General features: G+C 49.8%; 17 protein-coding genes, 1 tRNA gene and 1 other RNA gene. 8 read left to right on the forward strand and 11 right to left on the reverse strand.

Features of this window, described 5'->3' with window-relative positions; genetic code table 11:
- Positions 1–743 precede the first annotated feature (743 nt).
- From M977_RS10660 to eptB, 3 genes are all read right to left on the reverse strand, one after another.
- Positions 744–857: non-coding RNA, RtT sRNA (locus M977_RS10660), on the reverse strand.
- 35 nt (positions 858–892) lie between these two features.
- Positions 893–969 (reverse strand) — tRNA-Pro (locus tag M977_RS10665).
- Positions 970–1069: 100 nt separating this feature from the next.
- Positions 1070–2755: a kdo(2)-lipid A phosphoethanolamine 7''-transferase gene (gene eptB, locus M977_RS10670; RefSeq protein WP_064514769.1), complete on the reverse strand. Its 1686-nt coding sequence runs from the start codon at positions 2753–2755 to the stop codon at positions 1070–1072.
- A gap of 269 nt (positions 2756–3024) precedes the next feature.
- Between eptB and M977_RS10675 the strand changes: the two genes are divergently transcribed.
- On the forward strand, positions 3025–3609 hold the full coding sequence (locus tag M977_RS10675) for an HD domain-containing protein (protein ID WP_064514771.1): 585 nt from the start codon (positions 3025–3027) through the stop codon (positions 3607–3609).
- Here the strand turns inward: M977_RS10675 and M977_RS10680 are convergent.
- Both M977_RS10680 and M977_RS10685 read right to left on the reverse strand, forming a co-directional pair.
- The gene (locus M977_RS10680; protein ID WP_064514773.1) at positions 3600–4802 is read right to left on the reverse strand and encodes an L-lactate MFS transporter; all 1203 of its coding nucleotides are present in this window, start codon (positions 4800–4802) and stop codon (positions 3600–3602) included. The two genes, M977_RS10675 and M977_RS10680, sit on opposite strands and share 10 nt — an antisense overlap.
- A gap of 237 nt (positions 4803–5039) precedes the next feature.
- Positions 5040–5753, reverse strand: coding sequence for an autotransporter domain-containing protein (locus M977_RS10685; RefSeq protein WP_064514775.1), 714 nt, complete (start codon positions 5751–5753; stop codon positions 5040–5042).
- A gap of 170 nt (positions 5754–5923) precedes the next feature.
- Here M977_RS10685 and tag point away from each other — a divergent pair, with 170 nt between their 5' ends.
- Together tag and M977_RS10695 are read left to right on the forward strand one after the other, a co-directional pair.
- On the forward strand, positions 5924–6487 hold the full coding sequence (gene tag / locus M977_RS10690) for a DNA-3-methyladenine glycosylase I (RefSeq protein ID WP_064514777.1): 564 nt from the start codon (positions 5924–5926) through the stop codon (positions 6485–6487).
- Positions 6484–6924 carry an N-acetyltransferase gene (locus M977_RS10695; RefSeq protein WP_064514779.1) on the forward strand — a complete coding sequence of 147 codons (441 nt, stop codon included), beginning with the start codon at positions 6484–6486 and terminating at the stop codon, positions 6922–6924. The genes tag and M977_RS10695 overlap by 4 nt, the downstream gene beginning before the upstream one ends.
- Here M977_RS10695 and M977_RS10700 read toward each other — a convergent pair.
- Complete coding sequence (locus tag M977_RS10700) at positions 6893–9223, reverse strand: molybdopterin guanine dinucleotide-containing S/N-oxide reductase (protein WP_064514781.1); 2331 nt, start codon at positions 9221–9223, stop codon at positions 6893–6895. The two genes, M977_RS10695 and M977_RS10700, sit on opposite strands and share 32 nt — an antisense overlap.
- A gap of 166 nt (positions 9224–9389) precedes the next feature.
- On the opposite strand from M977_RS10700, the gene M977_RS10705 reads away from it, so the two are divergent.
- On the forward strand, positions 9390–10052 hold the full coding sequence (locus tag M977_RS10705; RefSeq protein WP_034460637.1) for an OmpA family lipoprotein: 663 nt from the start codon (positions 9390–9392) through the stop codon (positions 10050–10052).
- Between the two features lie 67 nt (positions 10053–10119).
- On the opposite strand, the gene M977_RS10710 is transcribed toward M977_RS10705, so the two are convergent.
- Complete coding sequence (locus tag M977_RS10710; RefSeq protein ID WP_064514784.1) at positions 10120–10737, reverse strand: hypothetical protein; 618 nt, start codon at positions 10735–10737, stop codon at positions 10120–10122.
- A 199-nt stretch (positions 10738–10936) separates the two neighbouring features.
- On the opposite strand from M977_RS10710, the gene M977_RS10715 reads away from it, so the two are divergent.
- The 3 genes from M977_RS10715 to emrD all read left to right on the forward strand — a co-directional run bounded on the left by M977_RS10715 (position 10937) and on the right by emrD (position 13191).
- Positions 10937–11233, forward strand: coding sequence for a hypothetical protein (locus M977_RS10715; RefSeq protein WP_064514786.1), 297 nt, complete (start codon positions 10937–10939; stop codon positions 11231–11233).
- Between the two features lie 435 nt (positions 11234–11668).
- A complete protein-coding gene (locus tag M977_RS25260) occupies positions 11669–11758 on the forward strand; it encodes a type I toxin-antitoxin system toxin TisB (protein ID WP_134185952.1) in 90 nt (29 codons plus the stop codon).
- A 248-nt stretch (positions 11759–12006) separates the two neighbouring features.
- Complete coding sequence (emrD, locus tag M977_RS10720; RefSeq protein ID WP_064514788.1) at positions 12007–13191, forward strand: multidrug efflux MFS transporter EmrD; 1185 nt, start codon at positions 12007–12009, stop codon at positions 13189–13191.
- A 60-nt stretch (positions 13192–13251) separates the two neighbouring features.
- Here the strand turns inward: emrD and M977_RS10725 are convergent, their stop codons facing one another.
- From M977_RS10725 to dsdC, 4 genes are all read right to left on the reverse strand, one after another.
- A complete protein-coding gene (locus M977_RS10725; protein WP_064514790.1) occupies positions 13252–13974 on the reverse strand; it encodes an amino acid ABC transporter ATP-binding protein in 723 nt (240 codons plus the stop codon).
- Entirely contained in the window at positions 13961–14725 is a 765-nt protein-coding gene (locus M977_RS10730; RefSeq protein WP_064514792.1) for an amino acid ABC transporter permease, read from the reverse strand. The genes M977_RS10725 and M977_RS10730 overlap by 14 nt, the downstream gene beginning before the upstream one ends.
- A gap of 102 nt (positions 14726–14827) precedes the next feature.
- Positions 14828–15565 carry a basic amino acid ABC transporter substrate-binding protein gene (locus M977_RS10735; protein WP_422569473.1) on the reverse strand — a complete coding sequence of 246 codons (738 nt, stop codon included), beginning with the start codon at positions 15563–15565 and terminating at the stop codon, positions 14828–14830.
- Between the two features lie 119 nt (positions 15566–15684).
- Positions 15685–16608 carry a DNA-binding transcriptional regulator DsdC gene (dsdC, locus tag M977_RS10740; protein WP_064514796.1) on the reverse strand — a complete coding sequence of 308 codons (924 nt, stop codon included), beginning with the start codon at positions 16606–16608 and terminating at the stop codon, positions 15685–15687.
- A 225-nt stretch (positions 16609–16833) separates the two neighbouring features.
- Here dsdC and dsdX point away from each other — a divergent pair, with 225 nt between their 5' ends.
- Positions 16834–18171 carry a D-serine transporter DsdX gene (gene dsdX / locus M977_RS10745; RefSeq protein ID WP_064514798.1) on the forward strand — a complete coding sequence of 446 codons (1338 nt, stop codon included), beginning with the start codon at positions 16834–16836 and terminating at the stop codon, positions 18169–18171.
- The last annotated feature ends 8 nt before the right edge of the window (positions 18172–18179 follow it).

Here is an 18179-nt window from a genome sequence, read left to right on the forward strand (position 1 = left end):
CCACGGCTTTACGGGCTGCCTTTACTCACACCGATCGCGTACTCAAGTAAGCTCACAATGATTTGTTCAGTTACCGCAGTGCTACAGCAAGAAATAATTCGGGGACATATGTCGTGTTGTTTTTTCCGTTAGACCTTTGTTATTTGTGTGCGGTCCGTTCGGTATGCCCGGAGGCGGTAGTGAGGCCAGGTGTTCCTTTCGTCAGGCTAGCTGTGTGGTAGTGCGGACTGTCCATAATTTGCCCCTCACGCCCTACAATCTGTCAATAGATGAGTAAAACGTCAATATAGGTAACGGGGATTTACAACCGAGGTGAGAATCAGCGAACAAAGTTTAAAAAAAGCCAGTCGCTCTGTTTCCAGCAGGGAAATTTATGCTACTGCCATGTAACCAGAATTATCCACTGATTAAAAGACGAGCGGGAGTGGTATGCAGTTGTGCTATTTCTGTAAAATTTCTTGCCAGATGCTGATTATCTGAACGATAAGTTTTGTGATCTATATCTCTTACAGCGAATCATGCTGGTATGAAACATAAGCAATGGCGTATTAACCCACGATTTTCCATAACAAAATACGATGGGAAATGTCACAAAAGCATATAAAGACAGATGTTGGACGATGAAGCGGATATTTTTACAAGGTTAGGGGTTTAACGTGGGGCGGGTGAGCGAGATGTCAGATGCGTGGCGGTAAACTACAGACGTAAAAAAACCCAACCTTGCGGTTGGGTTTTCTTGAATTTGGTCGGCGAGAGAGGATTATTCCCCTACGGGCCGTTGCTGAAGCAACGTTGTCTCGCTGCGCTCGGCTCAAACCTCCTGCGGAGATTCTCATCCTCTTCAAACTACAGATGCAAAAAAGCCAACCCGAAGGTTGGCTTTTTCTAAATTTGGTCGGCGAGAGAGGATTCGAACCTCCGACCCACTGGTCCCAAACCAGTTGCGCTACCAAGCTGCGCTACTCGCCGAATGCGGAGCGCATCTTACTGCGCACCGTTTTACCCGTCAATCCCTGAAACTGAAAATCCTGTCTGTTTGCTTTAAATTCCAGCACATGTGGCTAAAAAGTTACTGTGCGGCTTTCTTTTCGGGCACATGGCACCAGTTGTTGTTCTGGTTAATACCACCGTCTGGAGATGTATAGCCCAGACAACCCATGATGGTGTCATACAGCTCAACATGGCGGTGCGGCACCTTCATTTTCGCCTGTTCCTGCATATGTGCAAACTCACGTGCGCGATCCGGGTTTTCCAGATATTTATCAGATGCCCAAACCAGCAACGGCACACGGAACTGCTCAGGTGGAGCCATTTTACGTGGTGTACCGTGCAGGTGTTTGTGCTCGTCGATAGACTCACCATGGTCAGAGGCATAGAAAATAATCGCACGCTTATCACGCAGCTCAGAAATCACTTGTTCAAGCACGCTATCGGTATACAGCACTGAGTTATCAAAAGCGTTAATCAGCTGCTCTTTGCTGCACTCTTTATCAATGCTGACGCACTCTGGAGTCCATTTCGCGTAGCTGCGTGGGTAACGTTGCACGTAAGAGAAGTGCGAGCCTTTGGTATGCAGCACAATCAAATGCTTGCCGTTAGGATGCTCGTCAACAGAGCGTCTCATCTCTTCGACCAGCAACATGTCATCGACTTGCTTACCGCGGTTACGCGGTTCAGCAGCAATCTGCTCACGGTAAGAGAAGTTATCTGCCATTGTGTTGCCGTAGAACCAGACTTCACTTTGCATCGCAAAAAGGTTTGAGCTGAAACCAAGCTGTTTAAGTACCGCAAAGACATTCTGCTCTTTCAGAGTACGCTGCGGATTCTCTTCCGCACCGCCTTCACGCACGAACATACAACGCAGCGAAAGCTTAGTCGCGGTATCGCAAGATTCACCTCTGAACGCGACCAAGTTTTTCTCCTGGGCGAGTTTTGGTGTGGTGTCACGGTCATAACCCAGAATACCCATGTGATCCCAGCGAGTGGTTTCGCCAATCACAAACACAACATAGGTATCATCGAGCTCTTTTGGCGCGACATACGTAAACTTCTTCGCTGGGTTGAGCAACGAACTATTGTCGTTGGACTCATCAGCCTGAGCCCAAGCAAAAAGACCCAACGCTGAGACCCAGTTTGATGGCAGATAAGAGTTAGCCACCACGCCGCCGTAGCTTGGCATATCTACCGTGGAGCGTTTTTCTGTACGATTTTGTTGTTTACCAAGTAAACGCAGTGGTGCCCAAACCATCAGTCCAGCCAACAGCACAATGGCCACGTTTTTGATGCGCTGACCTGGGGTTTTCAATTGGTTAAGCAGGGTATCGCGTGTTTTGCTTCCCCAGATAAGTACCAACGGAATAGCACTGACCAAAACCATCCACAATACGAATTGATAGCCGACAATTTCTTTCGAGAGGTCGATATCTGTGGTCATAACCGAGGCGATAATACCGTAGCCAATAACGACGTTAAGCAACGTCATGTAATAGCTGGCACCAACGGAGCACAACACGATTAATGTAGCGAGGATTCGCCAGACGGTACGGCCAAACAGGGATAACACACGGAATAAAAAGAAAGTGACCAGTACACAAGCCACGACCTCTGCGACCATGGAGAAACCTTTCAGGCGACTAAAGTCCTGAGCAAAGCCCATGAAACGATTATAAAAAACCGAAAGGTTCAAAAATATGCCGATGTATACCGCTAACAGAAAACAGAGTTTCTGCTGGGTCATCGATTTAATGTAATTCATGCAGGTTGTCCGAAAAAATAATGCAAAAAAGAGATGTTATAAACATCACTCAGACTCCCCCTGGTGAAGAAAATTCTGAGCAATAAAAAATAGAGTCCGAATCAGGATGATTCTTAGCCAATTTTTGGCGCGGATTAGTAGAACATAGCGAGAGTAAAAAGTATCGGCAAAATTAGTGATCCACACGGTTGTTTACATATCTCATGCTGGCTCAACGCAGGTGGGTTATGGAACATATCAGGCAATATTGGTGATGCAGAGAGGTAGTTATGCTGTCTTTAGAAGAACGCGCACGCCGATATGCAACAAAGGCTCATGCAGCTTGCGATCAGCGCCGCAAATATACCCTTGAGCCATATATCGTCCATCCCGCAGCCGTGGTGGAGATAGTCAGAAGCGTTTCTCCCATTGAGGAAGTGCTCGCGGCAGCCTGGTTGCACGACACTGTTGAGGACACCGGTACCACGCTTATCGACATTCAGGAGCACTTTGGTCCGGATGTGGCGACTCTGGTGGCAATGGTCACCAACCCTGAACAACTCCCCGGCACCAATCGTATGCATCGTAAACGTGCTCACTTCCAGCATACCGCCAACGCAAGTCTCGAGGCGCAAACCATCAAACTGGCTGACATCATCGATAACACGCGTGAAATTTTGCGCTACGACCCACACTTTGCCCGGGTCTATTTGATAGAAAAACGCATTCAGTTGGCAGGATTACAACGAGGGAATGAGATCTTAAAAGCACAAGCGGAAGGCATTATAGAACAGGGGATTTCACAATTAATGATGCCGCCGTATAACGTCCCGGCGGCATGGTTTGCGGCATTAATGGCTCGCTATCAAGCGTGAGCTTCTTGATAAACTTCGCGCGCTGGAGTGCGGATGGTGGTGGAAATCGCCAGAGACAAAATCAGCAAGGCAAAGATGACGCAGAAGGTCACGTAGAAGCCGCCGAAGATGGAAGCGATAATCGAACCGCAGATGCTGCCGATACCGAAGCCTAAGTAAATCACACCGTAGTTTTTAGTCAGGTTATTCAGACCAAAGAACTCGCTCACCAGTGATGGGTAAACGGTGATGGTGCCGCCGAAGTTAAACGCTACACAGGCAATCGCTGCAAAGAAAGTCGCTTCGTTAAGTGGGGCAAACAACAGTGCAGCCATGCCGACCAAAGAAATAACCTGGCCAATAGTGATAACGCGGATACGAGCAATCTTATCGGACAGAATACCCAGCACCAGGCGGCCACTCAGGTTAGCAATCGCGATAACGGTTACCGCGTTTGCCGCAGACTCAGCAGTCAAATGCACCATGCCTTGTGCGATATCTTTTGCTACACCGATAACATACAAACCACTCATGCAGGCAGTCAGGAACATGATAGCCAGCATCCAGTACTGTGGCTTACGCATAGATTCTGCAAGGGTGTAATCTTTTTCGGCCACACCATTCGCGGTTTTAACTTCCTGCAATGGGGCATCTTTCATCAGTAATGAACCGAGAAGAATCATCACCATCGCCAGGCCACCCCAAATCATAAAGGTGCTTTCAAGGCCGTAAGTTGCCAGTAAATGGGTATCGATATATTTGAAACCCAGGCTGCCGAGGCCGTAAGAGCCAATGGCGAATGCGGAAATCAGGCCTTTACGCTCCGGGAACCATTTCACGCAGTTGGAGAGTGTTAACAGGTAACCCGCACCATCGGCCAGGCCCACCAGCACACCGGCACTCAACCACAGCATCAGCAAGTTATTGGAATGTGCGGTCAGGAAGAAGCCGACACCCAGCAGAACACCTGCCGCCATCGTTACTTTGCGTACACCAAAACGTTCCTGCAATTTGCCCGCAACGGAAGAGGAAATCGCAAGGCCAAGGCTTAATAAACCAAAGGAAAATGCCACCTGGCTGATTGGCTCACCCAGCTTTTGCGACAGTGCGCTGTTGAACAAGCTCCAGGTATAAACGGAACCCAATGCAAACTGGGTAATGATGGTGCCGATCAGAGTTAACCAACGAGTACGGTTGTAGGTAGAATTATTCATGGCAGATGTCCGCAAAATTTAAGAGAAATCTTCTGCTGCCAAGAGTAACGAAGTGCATTTTATTCCAGGAGAAAAAGGCATGAAGTGCACTCAGGCTGGAATGAAATGCACCTGAGAGGGAATGAATGACCTGGACGTTAATCCAAAATCAATAAAGTTAGTGGCTACTATCAATATAAGGTGCGTAAACACTGATTATTAAATGTTAAATATATCAGCTCAAGGTTACATTAATGATCAGAAGCGCGCGCTAACGCCAACATTATAAATATATGCCTCACCTGTCGTTAATCCTTCGGCTTGTGACATAGAAGCAAACGCTGCCATATTTTTACCAATTGGCATATCGGCACCCACGGTCACATCCATCCAGCTTGCGTCCTGACTAGGCACGACATTTGCTCGTAGTCCTGACTGTGCCTTCCAGAGATTTTCACCATACTGATGGTTATAACTAACTTGTGCCCACGGGCGCAGATAGCCTACCGAGGAATCCATACGCCAACCCACAGTAGAGACGCTGGCATGCCAGAGTTGATCGGTAAATCGCGCTGCGACAGCCGTGTCGCCATACTCGTTATAAATTCCGGGCGTTGTGCCATCCCAACTGTATTTTGCTGTCGGGCCGGTTGTAATATTGCCAGGCAAAGAGATATTCCAGCCGATGCCCAAACGTGAGGTATCAGCGCTAATATTATCGTTACCAGAAACAAGCATCAGCCCCTCCTGGTTTTGGGAGGTAAAAGAAGAATTGATCCTTTCTGCGAGAATATCGTTGTAGCTTGGTTGGCGATTACTGTCCCAAGTGTAACGATCCTGCGCTTCGCCCGAAGTTTCTTCGGCGACATATTCTTGTTGCCAGGCAAATACATTCGTAGCGTGTGACAGGCAACACAAAGCCAGCACCGTGGAGAAAGTGACACGGCGACCACTGCGTATAATTTTGATCATCAAAACGACTCCAGAAAAGAGCCAAATCCGGCGATATTATTAGTCTTTTTGTCGGGCTTGCGGATAACCCCTAATTAACTCATGGTGTATCAAGATGGCCCTGAATTAACTATTGTCGCTTTATTTCGCACGTCAAGTTGGCACGAAAAATTTCATCAAAGGAGAAACGTATGCTGCGTTGTGGATGGGTATCAAATGACCCGCTCTATATTGAGTACCACGATAAGGAATGGGGTGTGCCGATGACTGACGGGCAACACCTGTTTGAGATGATTTGCCTTGAAGGACAACAGGCCGGTTTATCATGGATAACCGTGCTGAAAAAACGCGAAAACTACCGTCGCTGCTTTAAAAATTTCGATCCGCAGGCCGTGGCTTTACTGCAACCGGAAGACGTAGACGAACTGGTACAGGATGCCGGTATTATCCGCCATCGCGGGAAAATAGAAGCCATCATCAATAACGCGAAAGCGTATCTGGCGATGGAAGCCAACGGTGAGAAATTCCCGGAGTTTGTCTGGTCGTTTGTCGATAACCAGGCGCAGATTACACAGGCGGCAACGCTTGCAGAAATCCCTACCACCACCCCCGCGTCCGACGCGTTATCAAAAGCGCTGAAAAAACGCGGTTTTAAGTTCGTCGGGTCAACCATTTGCTACTCGTTTATGCAGGCCTGTGGGCTGGTCAATGACCACGTCACCACTTGCTTCTGCCATCCCGATAATCTCAAATGATTCGCCGCCTACAGCCTGGTGAAATGGATGAACTGATTGAAATCTGGCTTGCCAGCACGATTCAGGCTCATCCATTTATTAGCGAAAATTACTGGCACGAAAGTGAGTCCATCGTACGGAATGTTTATATTCCGCAATCTGCGACCTGGGTTTATCTGCATCAGGACAAAATGGTGGGATTTATTAGCGTGCTGGATTCGCTATTTATTGGCGCATTGTTTGTTAGCGAACCTTTTATTGGCAAGGGGATTGGGCAAGCGTTGATGGAGCACGTCAAAGCGCTTTATCCCTCACTGAGCCTTGAGGTTTACCAGAAGAATCATCGGGCAGTGCATTTCTATCATCACCAGGGCTTTCGCATTGAAGAAAGCGCCTGGCAAAACGAAACGCACCACCCGACCTGGATTATGAGCTGGCAGGCGGAACAAATGCCGTAACTTCCGGTACCGGGCCGAGATACTTTTCGGCCCATACCAGCGACGAGTTTGCAGCACAGCCATTTGCCAGGCGCGAAGTCGGAATATCAAGCGTCAGCACATTCACCGCACCGTTTTTACACAGCTTTTCGTCGTCTAAATCCGGCCACGCCCCTTGGTGAATACAGACCACTCCAGGCTTTATGCCTTCTGTTACCAGCGCACCCACCAGCACCTGCCCACGCGCATTCCAGACACGCACTAAATCACCATCCGCAATGCCACGTTCAGCCGCATCTTTTGGATGCAGTGTTAACGGCTCACGTCCGGCAATCGCGTATTTATCACGTAGCGCCGAATAGTTAAGCTGGCTGTGCAGGCGATGTGCCGGATGAGATGAAAGCAGTTGAAGCTGACCGGACTGCGCATTGCCTTGCCATTCGTCTGGCGCAAGCCAGGTCGGATGCGGAGGGCAATCAGCGTAACCAAAACTGGCAATACGCTCGGAATAAATTTCGATTTTCCCGCTTGGTGTTTTTAATGGATTAGCCTGCGGATCATGGCGGAAATCAGCGAAACGAATAAAAGCGGCGTTCTTTTCACTTTCCGGCATTTCTATCAGCTGGTTAGCTTCCCAGAACTGTTTAAATTCCGGCAGTTCTATCTGCTGCGTTGCACCGCGCTTGCGCGCAATGTCATAGAACTCCTCCAGCCATTGCAGCTCGGTTTTTCCTTCAGTAAAACGGGCTTCGCCGCCCTCTTCCCACAATGCACTGAGTTGGGCAAAAACATCGAAATCATTGCGCGCCTCCCCTTGTGGGGAAACGACCTGCTTCATCGGCACTAAATGCTGATTACTGTAATCACCGGTCATCGTTAAATCATTGCGCTCAAACGATGTGGTGATCGGCAACACAATATCTGCGTGTTTTGCGGCCGCCGTCCAGAAGCATTCGGAAATAATAACCAACTCCGGTTTCTGCCAGGCTTTGATCAAACGATTGGTATCTTGATGGTGGGTAAAATTACCGCCACCCGCCCACCAGAGCATGCGAATATCCGGGAATGTTTTTTGCTGCCCATTATGCTGATACTCGCCACCTGGGTGTTCCAGCGCTTCAACAATGCGTGCCACCGGGATTTTCTCGACAGCATCAGTACCGTTGGCCACCGTTCCCTGCATTGAACCCAGCACCGCCGCGCGCCGCGTTGGGTTGCCACCGTTCGCAAAGTGATAAGACAAACCAAAACCGCCGCCCGGCGTACCAATTTGCCCCAGCATCGCTGCAAGCGTGACCAACATCCAGTGCTTTTGCTCGCCATACTGCTGGCGCTGCATCCCCCAGCCCGACATCAGCATGGTGCGATTGCGGCTAAATACCTGCGCCAGGTATTCAATGGTTTGCACCGGCACACCGCAAATCTTCGCTGCCCACTCGGCGTTTTTCGGCTGACCGTCTAATTCGCCCGTCAAATAAGCGGCGAATTTATCGTAGCCATGAGTACAGCGCGCCAGGAAGTCAGTATCGTGCCAGCCGTGTTTAACCAGCGTATGCGCGATACCCAACATCAGCGCGACATCAGTTCCCATATTTGGAGCAATCCACTGGGCATTTTCACCAAAGAAATCCACCGTTTCCGATCGCATCGGATCAATGGCGATCACGGTTTTACCGCTGTTTTTCAGTTGCTCAAAAAACCTCACGCCCTGTTCGTCGCTGGCATTCCAGGCAATCTTCAGCGTGTTCAATGGGTTGGCGCTCCACAGCACCACCACATCGCTGTGCTCCAGCACCAACGGCCAGCTAGTTTGCTGCTGATAAACCTCATTTGAGCCAACCACATACGGCATGATGACCTGCGCAGCACCGGTTGAGTAATCGCCCAGGTGCCCGGTATAACCGCCCGCGAGACTCATATAGCGCTGCAATAATGTCGCCGCTTTATGAAGTACGCCATTGGAGCGCCAGCCGTAGGAACCCGCAAAAATGGAAGCTGCCCCATAAGTCGTGCGAATGCGTTGGTGCTGCTGGTGAATCAACTGGAGCGCTTCACCCCAACTGATGCGCACATACTCATCTTCACCCCGCACACCTTGTGGTGCTTCGGGTGAGGCAAGAAAACCTTTCCTGGCCATGGGATACTGCACACGGGCTTTACTGTGTACCTGGTCTGGAACTGCGCTTTGCAGTGAATTCTCATGCCCGGTTTCCAATGCCCCTCTGGAAGCGAGGACTCGCTCTCCATCAGTTTCAACTATCATCGGGCCCCAGTGTGCGGCAGTTAGAATTTTCTTGTTTGATGAGAATACGTTAGCCAATTCGGGCTCCCTTATTTGCAGGTGTTGTGCAGGTGGCGGCCTGATGGCCACTCAATATTTTGTTTACAAATTCAGACGACTCTATAGAAATTTCTACACATTCACACGGCATAATCAACCGCCGCTGAAGTCGCGGTTGAGTTATTAAATTCACAAAGGAAATGAGATGAAAAAACGCGTCATGATGATTGCCGCCATTGTTTGCGGCACGTTAGCAGTTTCTGGTTGTACTACCAACCCTTACACCGGCGAACGTGAAGCAGGGAAATCAGGCATTGGAGCCGGTATTGGCTCGCTGGTAGGCGCAGGCGTTGGCGCACTCTCCTCATCGAAAAAAGATCGCGGCAAAGGCGCACTGATTGGTGCCGCAGCAGGTGCTGCATTAGGCGGTGGCGTTGGTTATTACATGGATGTGCAGGAAGCGAAACTTCGTGAAAAAATGCAGGGAACGGGCGTGAGTGTGACGCGTAGTGGCGACAACATCGTGCTTAATATGCCAAACAATGTCACCTTCGACAGCAGCAGCGCAACACTGAAACCGGCTGGCGCGAATACCCTGACCGGCGTGGCAATGGTATTAAAAGAATACCCAAAAACTGCGGTTAACATCGTGGGTTACACTGACAGCACCGGCAGCCAGGAGCTGAATATGAAGCTTTCCCAGCAGCGTGCAGATGGTGTGGGTAGCGCGCTGATCACACAAGGTGTGGCAGCAAACCGTGTGCGTACCACAGGCGCAGGCCCGGCCAACCCAATCGCCAGCAACAGCACGGCTGAAGGCAAAGCCCAGAACCGCCGCGTAGAAATTACGCTGAGCCCGCTGTCTTAAGCATTGGATTTGGCTGTATCTCGCCCTGGCTCATTGCCAGGGCGAAGTTTGATAAAAAACTCTGCATTTACATCGGCGGTGTCAGGCCATCTTTACCGGCGGATATCCCGCGAGCAACTAACTGACCTTTATCATCTTTCGCTGTGTGTAATACGACTTTAGTACCAGGTTTCAACAGTGATTTATCCGCTGGGGTAATTAGCACCACCGGAGCGTCATCCGGAACAATGACTGTTTTTTCCTGATCTTTAACCTTCACCGTCATCGTACGGCCATGACTATTAACCAGTTTTCCGACCGTACCGTTGGTCATCGTGTTTACATTGCCGTCGGCAGATTCAAAAGGGTTAAACCCTTCACCCGATCCCCGCAAGCTCGGCGCGAACACATGTACTTCTAACGCTTTTAGCGTTCCATCAGCTTGCTGCACCGCCGCTGTGCCAATAAAACTATCAGGTTTGATATCACTTACTTTTGCCTCGCTGACGCTATTCACTTTGGTTTGATCCGTCAGAGCGACATCGAGCTTCTCCCCCTGCCGCGTGGTGATAATGAGCGTATTACCATTCACAGCATCGATAATGCCACGCACCGGCCTGATAACATTTTCAGCTGCCGTCGCCATAGAACCAGCACTCAGCAACAATGCGCTGAGCAGCAAAGCGGAAAAACAATGCTTAGTCATTTTTCTCTCCAGTATTCAGTTTACGAATCATTAGCAAGCTTATTAAGGGTAATTCGCAAATGAAAACCGGTGAGGAAAGTCGTTTGAAAGAGTGTGTTTAAACATTTCGCCAAATCGTGTGGCGCCAGGCAGTCGGAGCTAAACTATCCATGATACGCTGCGTGAATACGCTATCCATTGTGCTGGTCCAGGAAGAAATATGGCTTACAAATTTGCTCTGATAGTGCTTATCCCACTCGCCGTTATTGGCTGTTCATCGACTGATACCTCAGGCTATGACGGGCATAAAACCATTAACCCGGCAGAGACTAACGAGGCATTAATCATGCGCTCAAAATATCCGGATCAGTATTATGGCCGTGAAAACTTAACCACGGAGCAGCGCAGAGAAATAAGCGAGAAAATGCGTGCAGACAGGCTGGAAGCACGAGGACGGCAGGATAACAGCACTGACAGCGGCGATGGTTTCGGGCAATCCGTTCCCCACGGGTTTTAGAACTAAGTCAATTTCAGAACCTACAAAAACAAAAAACCCCGCTGGTGAGGCGAGGTTTTTTGTTTTTGCTACTAGTGCTTTTACTGCTTCGCACACCAGATCACATCAACCCACAAAATATACGACGAAACCCACCCTGGTGCAAATAGTTGCTGCTAATGTGAGCAATGCATAAATCTGTGGCTTGCGAAGCTGTTCGCATTTTCATCTTTTTACTGTTTATTTATACAGTATAATGGATATACTGATTGTGTTGAATGTGATGTGCTCTGAGGCCGCAAACCGCCGCGCAATTTAAGTCCTGGCTGAAACGGGTGGTGCCGTCAGTGCCTTAACCTCAGAGGAGCGCATCGGATCACCTCAACAAATTCAGCAGACTACAGGCAGCGGAAAGGCTCGTCGGCTGAAAGTGCTCCTGGTAACAGGAGAAAGCGTATGGGCTTGATGGGACTGGCTATTTTGTTTCTGAAACTCATGGTTGCGTTACTGCAACTACTTGAAGTCGCCATGAAATACTTCAAGTAATTCATCGTCTTCAAGTCGCACCAAAAGGAGGCGGGAAACCGCCTCCTTTTTATAAACCTCTGTTGCCGTTTCGCTGGCAACATAAATTGCCGTTCAGGCTTTACATGCTGCCAATTTATCTCTCATCCAAAAGGTGTCAGGCCATAGGGTTTCATCGTCTTTGTGTGGTAGATTCCTCTCGATTTTTTTGCGCAGTCAGTTTTATAAACTGACAATTGGCATATACACCCCAAATAACACCTGAGAAAATGAAAAAGTTAGCCAATATTCACCTGCTGATGATGTTGATTCTGCTGGTTGCTGTCGGGCAAATGACGCAAACCATTTATATCCCTTCAATTCCCGATATGGCTCACGATTTCGGCGTGCGCAGCGGTGCAATTCAGCAAGTGATGGCGGCATATTTGCTGACCTATGGCGTGTCGCAACTTGTCTACGGGCCGATATCAGACCGCATCGGCCGCCGCCCGGTCATTCTCACCGGTATGAGTATTTTTATCCTCGCCACACTTTGGGCTCTGTTCACCACTAATTTAACAGCGCTGGTGATTGCCAGTGCGTTGCAGGGAATGGGGACAGGCGTTGCAGGTGTGATGGCACGAACCATGCCGCGTGACCTTTACGAAGGTGCATCGCTCCGTTCTGCCAACAGTCTGCTGAATATGGGGATTCTGGTCAGCCCGCTATTGGCTCCGGTCATCGGCGGGATGCTTGACTCCGTATGGGGTTGGCGTGCTTGCTACGGCTTCTTGCTGGTGCTTTGCACCATTGTCGCTTTCTGCATGTTGCGTTGGTTACCTGAAACTCGCCCGGTTCAGGCTAAACCTCAACGACTGGTTGCGAGCTATAAAGCCTTACTAGGCAGCGGCTCGTTTAATTGCTATTTGCTGATGCTAGTCGGTGGCCTTGCAGGCGTGGCGGTGTTTGAAGCCTGTTCCGGTGTGTTGATGGGCGGCGTTCTTGGGCTCAATGGCGTAGTGGTGAGTATTCTGTTTATTCTCCCTATCCCAGCAGCCTTCTTTGGCTCCTGGTATGCTGGCCGGGAGAATGCGCGCTTCTCTTCATTGATGTGGCAAGCCGTATTGAGCTGCCTGTTTGCCGGCATTTTGATGTGGATTCCAGGCTGGCTTGGAATTATGAACATCTGGACATTACTGGTACCAGCCGCGCTGTTCTTCTTCGGCGCAGGGATGTTATTCCCATTGGCGACCAGCGGCGCAATGGAGCCGTTCCCATTCCTCGCAGGCACCGCGGGCGCGCTGGTTGGTGGGCTGCAAAATATTGGTTCAGGAGCGATGGCGTGGTTTTCTGCGTTACTGCCACAAACCGGGCAATTCAGCCTCGGAATGCTCATGACGGCAATGGGCGTGATGATTTTGTTCTGCTGGCTTCCGCTGTCGCATAAGTTTCAGCGGCATGGGGAAGCGGTGTAATTTCCGCTAAATCCGAGAGAATTAAACGCGAACGTAGGCCGGGTCCCGACACTATCCAACTTAAAGCACTTTACTCAAAAACTCTTTGGTACGTGGGTTAGTCGGGTTGCTAAACAGTTGAGATGGCGGCCCCTGCTCCTGAATCACACCCTGATCAATAAACACCACGCGATCCGCCACTTCACGGGCAAAGCCCATTTCGTGGGTGACGATAACCATCGTCATTCCTTCCAGCGCCAGTTGTTTCATGACTGCCAGCACTTCACCCACCAGCTCGGGGTCGAGTGCCGAAGTCGGCTCATCAAACAGAATGATCGACGGCTCCATTGCCAATGCACGAGCAATCGCTACACGCTGCTGCTGCCCGCCGGAAAGGCTTGACGGCCAGGCATCGATTTTGTCTATAAGCCCAACCTTTTGCAGCAACTTTTCCGCCCGCGACACGGCTTCAGCCTTCGATAACCCTTTAAGCGACATCGGCGCCATCGTCAGGTTTTCCAACACTGTCATATGTGGGAACAGGTTAAAACGCTGGAATACCATGCCAATACTTTCGCGCAGCGTGTTGAGGTTAGTTTTCGGGTCGTGCACGGCAAAACCGTTCACCATAACCTCACCACCGTCTGGTTTTTCCAGCGCGTTCAGGCAACGTAAAAAGGTACTCTTACCGGAACCGGACGGACCAATCACACATACCACTTCCTGCGGCGCGATATCACAGGAAATGCCGCGCAGCACATGAGTTTTGCCAAATTGTTTCTGTAAATCCTTAACGTGAATCACTTTTGCCGAGCCTCTTTTCCATGTGTTGCACCATCAGCGAGAGCATGAACGTCAGCACCCAATACACCAGCGAGATCGTCAGGTACGGTTCCCAATAAGTCGCATAAGCGCCAGAGACAGTACGTGCAGCGTAGGCCAAATCTGCAAGGCCAATCGCCGAGGCCAGTGAAGAATCTTTCACAATGGCGATAGCGTTATTGCCCAGCGGTGGCAGAATCCGGCGGAACGCCTGCGGCAAAATCACTTTGCGCATCGTTTTACCCCAGCCCATACCCAACGCACGCGATGCTTCCATCTGGCCTTTGTCGATTGACTGAATACCCGCACGGAAAATCTCAGAGACATAGGCCCCGGCATTGAGCGTAATCGCCACCACGCACGAGAGAAACGCGCCATATTCAGAGCGCAGTGCACGGGCAAAATCGACCGACATCAGCCCGCTGGTCACTAACATGCCATCACGCGGGTTAATAAAAAGCGGCACCAGCGCGAAATGAACCACCATGATTTGCACAAACAGTGGTGTGCCACGGAACGCACTGACGTAAACGCGCACTGGCCATTGCACCGCATAACGCAGTACATGTTTCCACGGACCATCTTCGGCGTGCGCCATGCGGCCTAGCCCAAGCAACAAGCCCCAGGTGGTGCCTAAAATAACGCAGATGATGGTGCACTTGATGGTCATGATCGCGCCCTGCATAAATAACGGCGCGTATTCTGAGATTATCTCCCAGCGAAATCCGGTCATACCTGTCCTTGTTGGGGCCGAAAAGGCCCCAAGTCATATACCCATTATCCTTCAAGCTGCAGGGGTGTTGGCTGCAACTCGAATGCTAACGGGTATCGCAAATTATTCAGCGGGGAGGGTTGGAACGTTGCTATCAAACCATGTGGAATAGATTTTTGCGTAGGTCCCGTCTGCGACGATTTTCTTCAGGCCTGCGTTGATTTTACCCAGCAGTTCCTGGTTATCTTTCGCTACCGCAATGCCGAAATACTGGCGTTCAAATTTGTCGTCTTTTACCGCTTTCAGCGCTTTTTCCGGGTGAGATTTGATGTAGTACTTCACCACACCCACATCGCCAACCGCTGCGTCGATACCGTCTTCAGCCAGCTCTTGCAGCATCAGCGGGGTATTATCAAAGCGCTTGATGTCAGTGCTGTTTTTGCCCAGCGTGTCGGACACGACAGTATCGCCAGCGCTAGAGTTCACTACGCCAACTTTCTTACCTTTCAGCGCGTTAACGGAATCCACTTTGGAATCATTAGGTACCACGATGGACTGCTCTGCCGGGAAATATGGCGCGGAGAAATCAACCATCGCTTTGCGTTTATCGGTGATGGTGATGCCAGAAATAATGATGTCACGGTCACCGGAGTTCAGCGTGGCAAAAATACCTTCCCACGGTGTATTAACCAGTTTGATATCAAAGCCTTCTGCTTTAGCGATGGCTTTGATGATGTCGATATCAAAACCTTCCAGCTGTTTCTGGCTGTTTTCAAATTCAAACGGGCGATACGTTCCACCAGAACCCACAACGTAGGTCTGTTGTGCGGCATAAGCAGAAGTACAAACAGCGGAAACCATGCATCCGGCCAAAATAACTGACTTAACTAACTTCCTGAACATTTCGCGCTCCATTAAATTATTTATGCACTTTATTTGCATAAAAATACATAATTTAATGCTGCGCGGCAACTACAAAATTACACCGCCGACTGCATCCACTGAATAAACGCTTCAATTTTTGGCCATTGCCGCCCAGGCAATGTAGTGGCGTAATAATGCTGATGGCACTTCAATGTCATTTCGCCAAAGGGGGCAACCAGCTCACCGCGATCCAACCGTTTTTGCACCAGTCTTTTGCGCCCCATCGCCACTCCAACCTGGTTTACCGCAGCAATCACGGCTAAATCTGAGCGATCAAACCCGATACCCGAAGAGGAAGGTAAATCGACGGAAAAGTGCTGCGCCCAGCTGTGCCATTCATCTGTACCCGAATCATTACTCCACGCCTGGCGGTCATGTAACAGCGTGCAATTGCGCAAATGTGCAGGTTTATTTTTTAACTCAAAACGCTGGGCATATTCCGGGCTGCACACCGGCAGAATGGACTCATCCATCAAAAAATGATGGGTTAGCTGTGACGAAGGGGCATCGTCAAAATAGAGCGCCAAATCGACTCCCGCACGTTGCAGATTCACGTTGTCATTGCCAGTCAGAATGGTCAGTGAAATCGAAGGGTAGCGCCGCGTGAAATCCCCGAGCCGCGGCACCAGCCAACATTGAGCGATGGAAGGGCGCGAATATATCGTCAGCAGGCCAGACAGTTCCTGATTTTTGATATCCAGAATTTCCTGGTTGAGCGTATCGAGCGACGATTTCAGCGCCCAGAAAACCCGCTTTCCTTCATGCGTTAACTCGACTTTACGGTGTGAGCGCACAAACAGCTGGATCCCCAACTCCTGCTCAAGTTGATTAATCCGGTGGCTGACCGCGCTCGAACTTAGCGAAAGCTCCTCCGCTGCCAGTGCAAAAGATTGATGCCGGGCCGCGACTTCAAATGTGTAGAGTTTTGATAGCTGCCAGCCGTTAAGCAGGCGGTTTCTGACTTCACGAATCGGGTCCATAGCACTTTCCTGAAAGATAAATCATGGCGGCATTGTAAAATACGCCCTCGAAAACGTCGTTTTAAGATGTGAGAAATCGAATCAAAATCAAATAAACACCCCTAATTCCGACCTGAATCACTCTTTTGCATCAATCTGGCTCATCTGAAATGCCATTTATATCGTTTGTCAGTCAGGAGCAATTTTTATCCAATAGCGGCAGATAAATCGCAGAGTGAGGTGGGTATGGAATCTCAGATTTGGGTTGTGGGAACGCTGCTTAGCAGCATAATTTTAATCGTCTTTACCATCGTAAAACTGAAGTTTCACCCTTTCCTCGCTTTGTTGCTGGCTAGTTTTTTTGTCGGCACCATGATGAGTATGAGCCCGCTGGATATGGTGAACGCCATTGAAAACGGCATTGGTAGCACGTTGGGCTTCCTCGCGGCAGTCATTGGCCTTGGCACGATTCTGGGCAAGATGATGGAAGTGTCAGGCGGTGCTGAACGAATTGGCCTGGCGTTACAACGTTGCCGATGGTTATCAGCAGATGTGATCATGGTTTTGGTCGGCTTGATTTGCGGTATCACGCTGTTCGTGGAAGTAGGCGTTGTGCTGCTGATTCCACTGGCGTTTTCTATCGCCAAAAAGACCAACACCTCTTTGCTGAAACTGGCTATTCCATTGTGTACTGCGTTAATGGCAGTCCATTGCGTGGTTCCGCCACACCCAGCGGCAATGTTTGTTACCAACAAACTGGGTGCGGATGTCGGCACAGTGATTGTATATGGTTTACTGGTGGGCTTAACTGCATCACTAGTCGGCGGGCCACTGTTCCTGAAAATCGTTGGAAATCGTCTGCCGTTTAAAGCGGTGCCAGCTGAATTTTCCGACCTGAAAGTGCGTAACGAAGAAACGCTGCCTTCGTTGGGCGCGACACTGTTCACGATCTTGCTGCCAATTGGACTGATGCTGGTCAAAACCCTCGCCGAGTTGAATATGGCGAAAGGCGGGACGTTATATACCCTGCTGGAGTTTATCGGCAACCCAATCACAGCCATGTTTATTGCGGTGTTTGTCGCTTATTACGTACTTGGATTACGCCAGCATATCGGCATGAGCCAGCTATTAACCCATACCGAGAATGGCTTTGGTTCAATCGCAAATATTTTGCTGATTATCGGTGCGGGCGGTGCGTTTAACGCCATTCTGAAAACCAGCGGCCTGGCAGATTCTCTGGCTGTGTTGTTATCCAATTTGCACATGCACCCGATTTTGCTGGCATGGCTGGTCGCCCTGATTTTGCATGCGGCTGTAGGCTCTGCAACAGTGGCAATGATGGGCGCAACCGCAATTGTGGCACCGATGCTGCCACTTTATCCCAACGTCAGCCCGGAAATTATCACCATTGCTATTGGCTCCGGCGCAATTGGCTGCACCATCGTCACAGACTCCCTGTTCTGGTTGGTGAAGCAATATTGCGGCGCAACGCTTAACGAAACATTCAAATATTATACAACGGCGACTTTTATCGCCTCTCTGTTAGCACTGGGCGCGACGTTCCTGCTTTCCTTTATCATCTAAGCGCAAAG

It is taken from the genome of Buttiauxella gaviniae ATCC 51604 (assembly GCF_001654835.1).
In the GTDB taxonomy this organism is placed as follows: Bacteria; Pseudomonadota; Gammaproteobacteria; order Enterobacterales; family Enterobacteriaceae; genus Buttiauxella; species Buttiauxella gaviniae.

Bases quoted from the DNA above. Each gene is read 5' to 3' on its own strand.
- M977_RS10680 (WP_064514773.1), bottom strand. From the start codon at position 4,802: ATGAATAATTCTACCTACAACCGTACTCGTTGGTTAACTCTGATCGGC.
- M977_RS10710 (WP_064514784.1), bottom strand. From the start codon at position 10,737: ATGACTAAGCATTGTTTTTCCGCTTTGCTGCTCAGCGCATTGTTGCTG.
- M977_RS10715 (WP_064514786.1), top strand. From the start codon at position 10,937: ATGGCTTACAAATTTGCTCTGATAGTGCTTATCCCACTCGCCGTTATT.
- M977_RS10675 (WP_064514771.1), top strand. From the start codon at position 3,025: ATGCTGTCTTTAGAAGAACGCGCACGCCGATATGCAACAAAGGCTCAT.
- M977_RS10735 (WP_422569473.1), bottom strand. From the start codon at position 15,565: ATGGTTTCCGCTGTTTGTACTTCTGCTTATGCCGCACAACAGACCTAC.
- tag (WP_064514777.1), top strand. From the start codon at position 5,924: ATGCTGCGTTGTGGATGGGTATCAAATGACCCGCTCTATATTGAGTAC.
- eptB (WP_064514769.1), bottom strand. From the start codon at position 2,755: ATGAATTACATTAAATCGATGACCCAGCAGAAACTCTGTTTTCTGTTA.
- M977_RS25260 (WP_134185952.1), top strand. From the start codon at position 11,669: ATGGGCTTGATGGGACTGGCTATTTTGTTTCTGAAACTCATGGTTGCG.
- M977_RS10730 (WP_064514792.1), bottom strand. From the start codon at position 14,725: ATGACCGGATTTCGCTGGGAGATAATCTCAGAATACGCGCCGTTATTT.
- M977_RS10695 (WP_064514779.1), top strand. From the start codon at position 6,484: ATGATTCGCCGCCTACAGCCTGGTGAAATGGATGAACTGATTGAAATC.
- dsdC (WP_064514796.1), bottom strand. From the start codon at position 16,608: ATGGACCCGATTCGTGAAGTCAGAAACCGCCTGCTTAACGGCTGGCAG.
- dsdX (WP_064514798.1), top strand. From the start codon at position 16,834: ATGGAATCTCAGATTTGGGTTGTGGGAACGCTGCTTAGCAGCATAATT.
- emrD (WP_064514788.1), top strand. From the start codon at position 12,007: ATGAAAAAGTTAGCCAATATTCACCTGCTGATGATGTTGATTCTGCTG.
- M977_RS10685 (WP_064514775.1), bottom strand. From the start codon at position 5,753: ATGATCAAAATTATACGCAGTGGTCGCCGTGTCACTTTCTCCACGGTG.
- M977_RS10705 (WP_034460637.1), top strand. From the start codon at position 9,390: ATGAAAAAACGCGTCATGATGATTGCCGCCATTGTTTGCGGCACGTTA.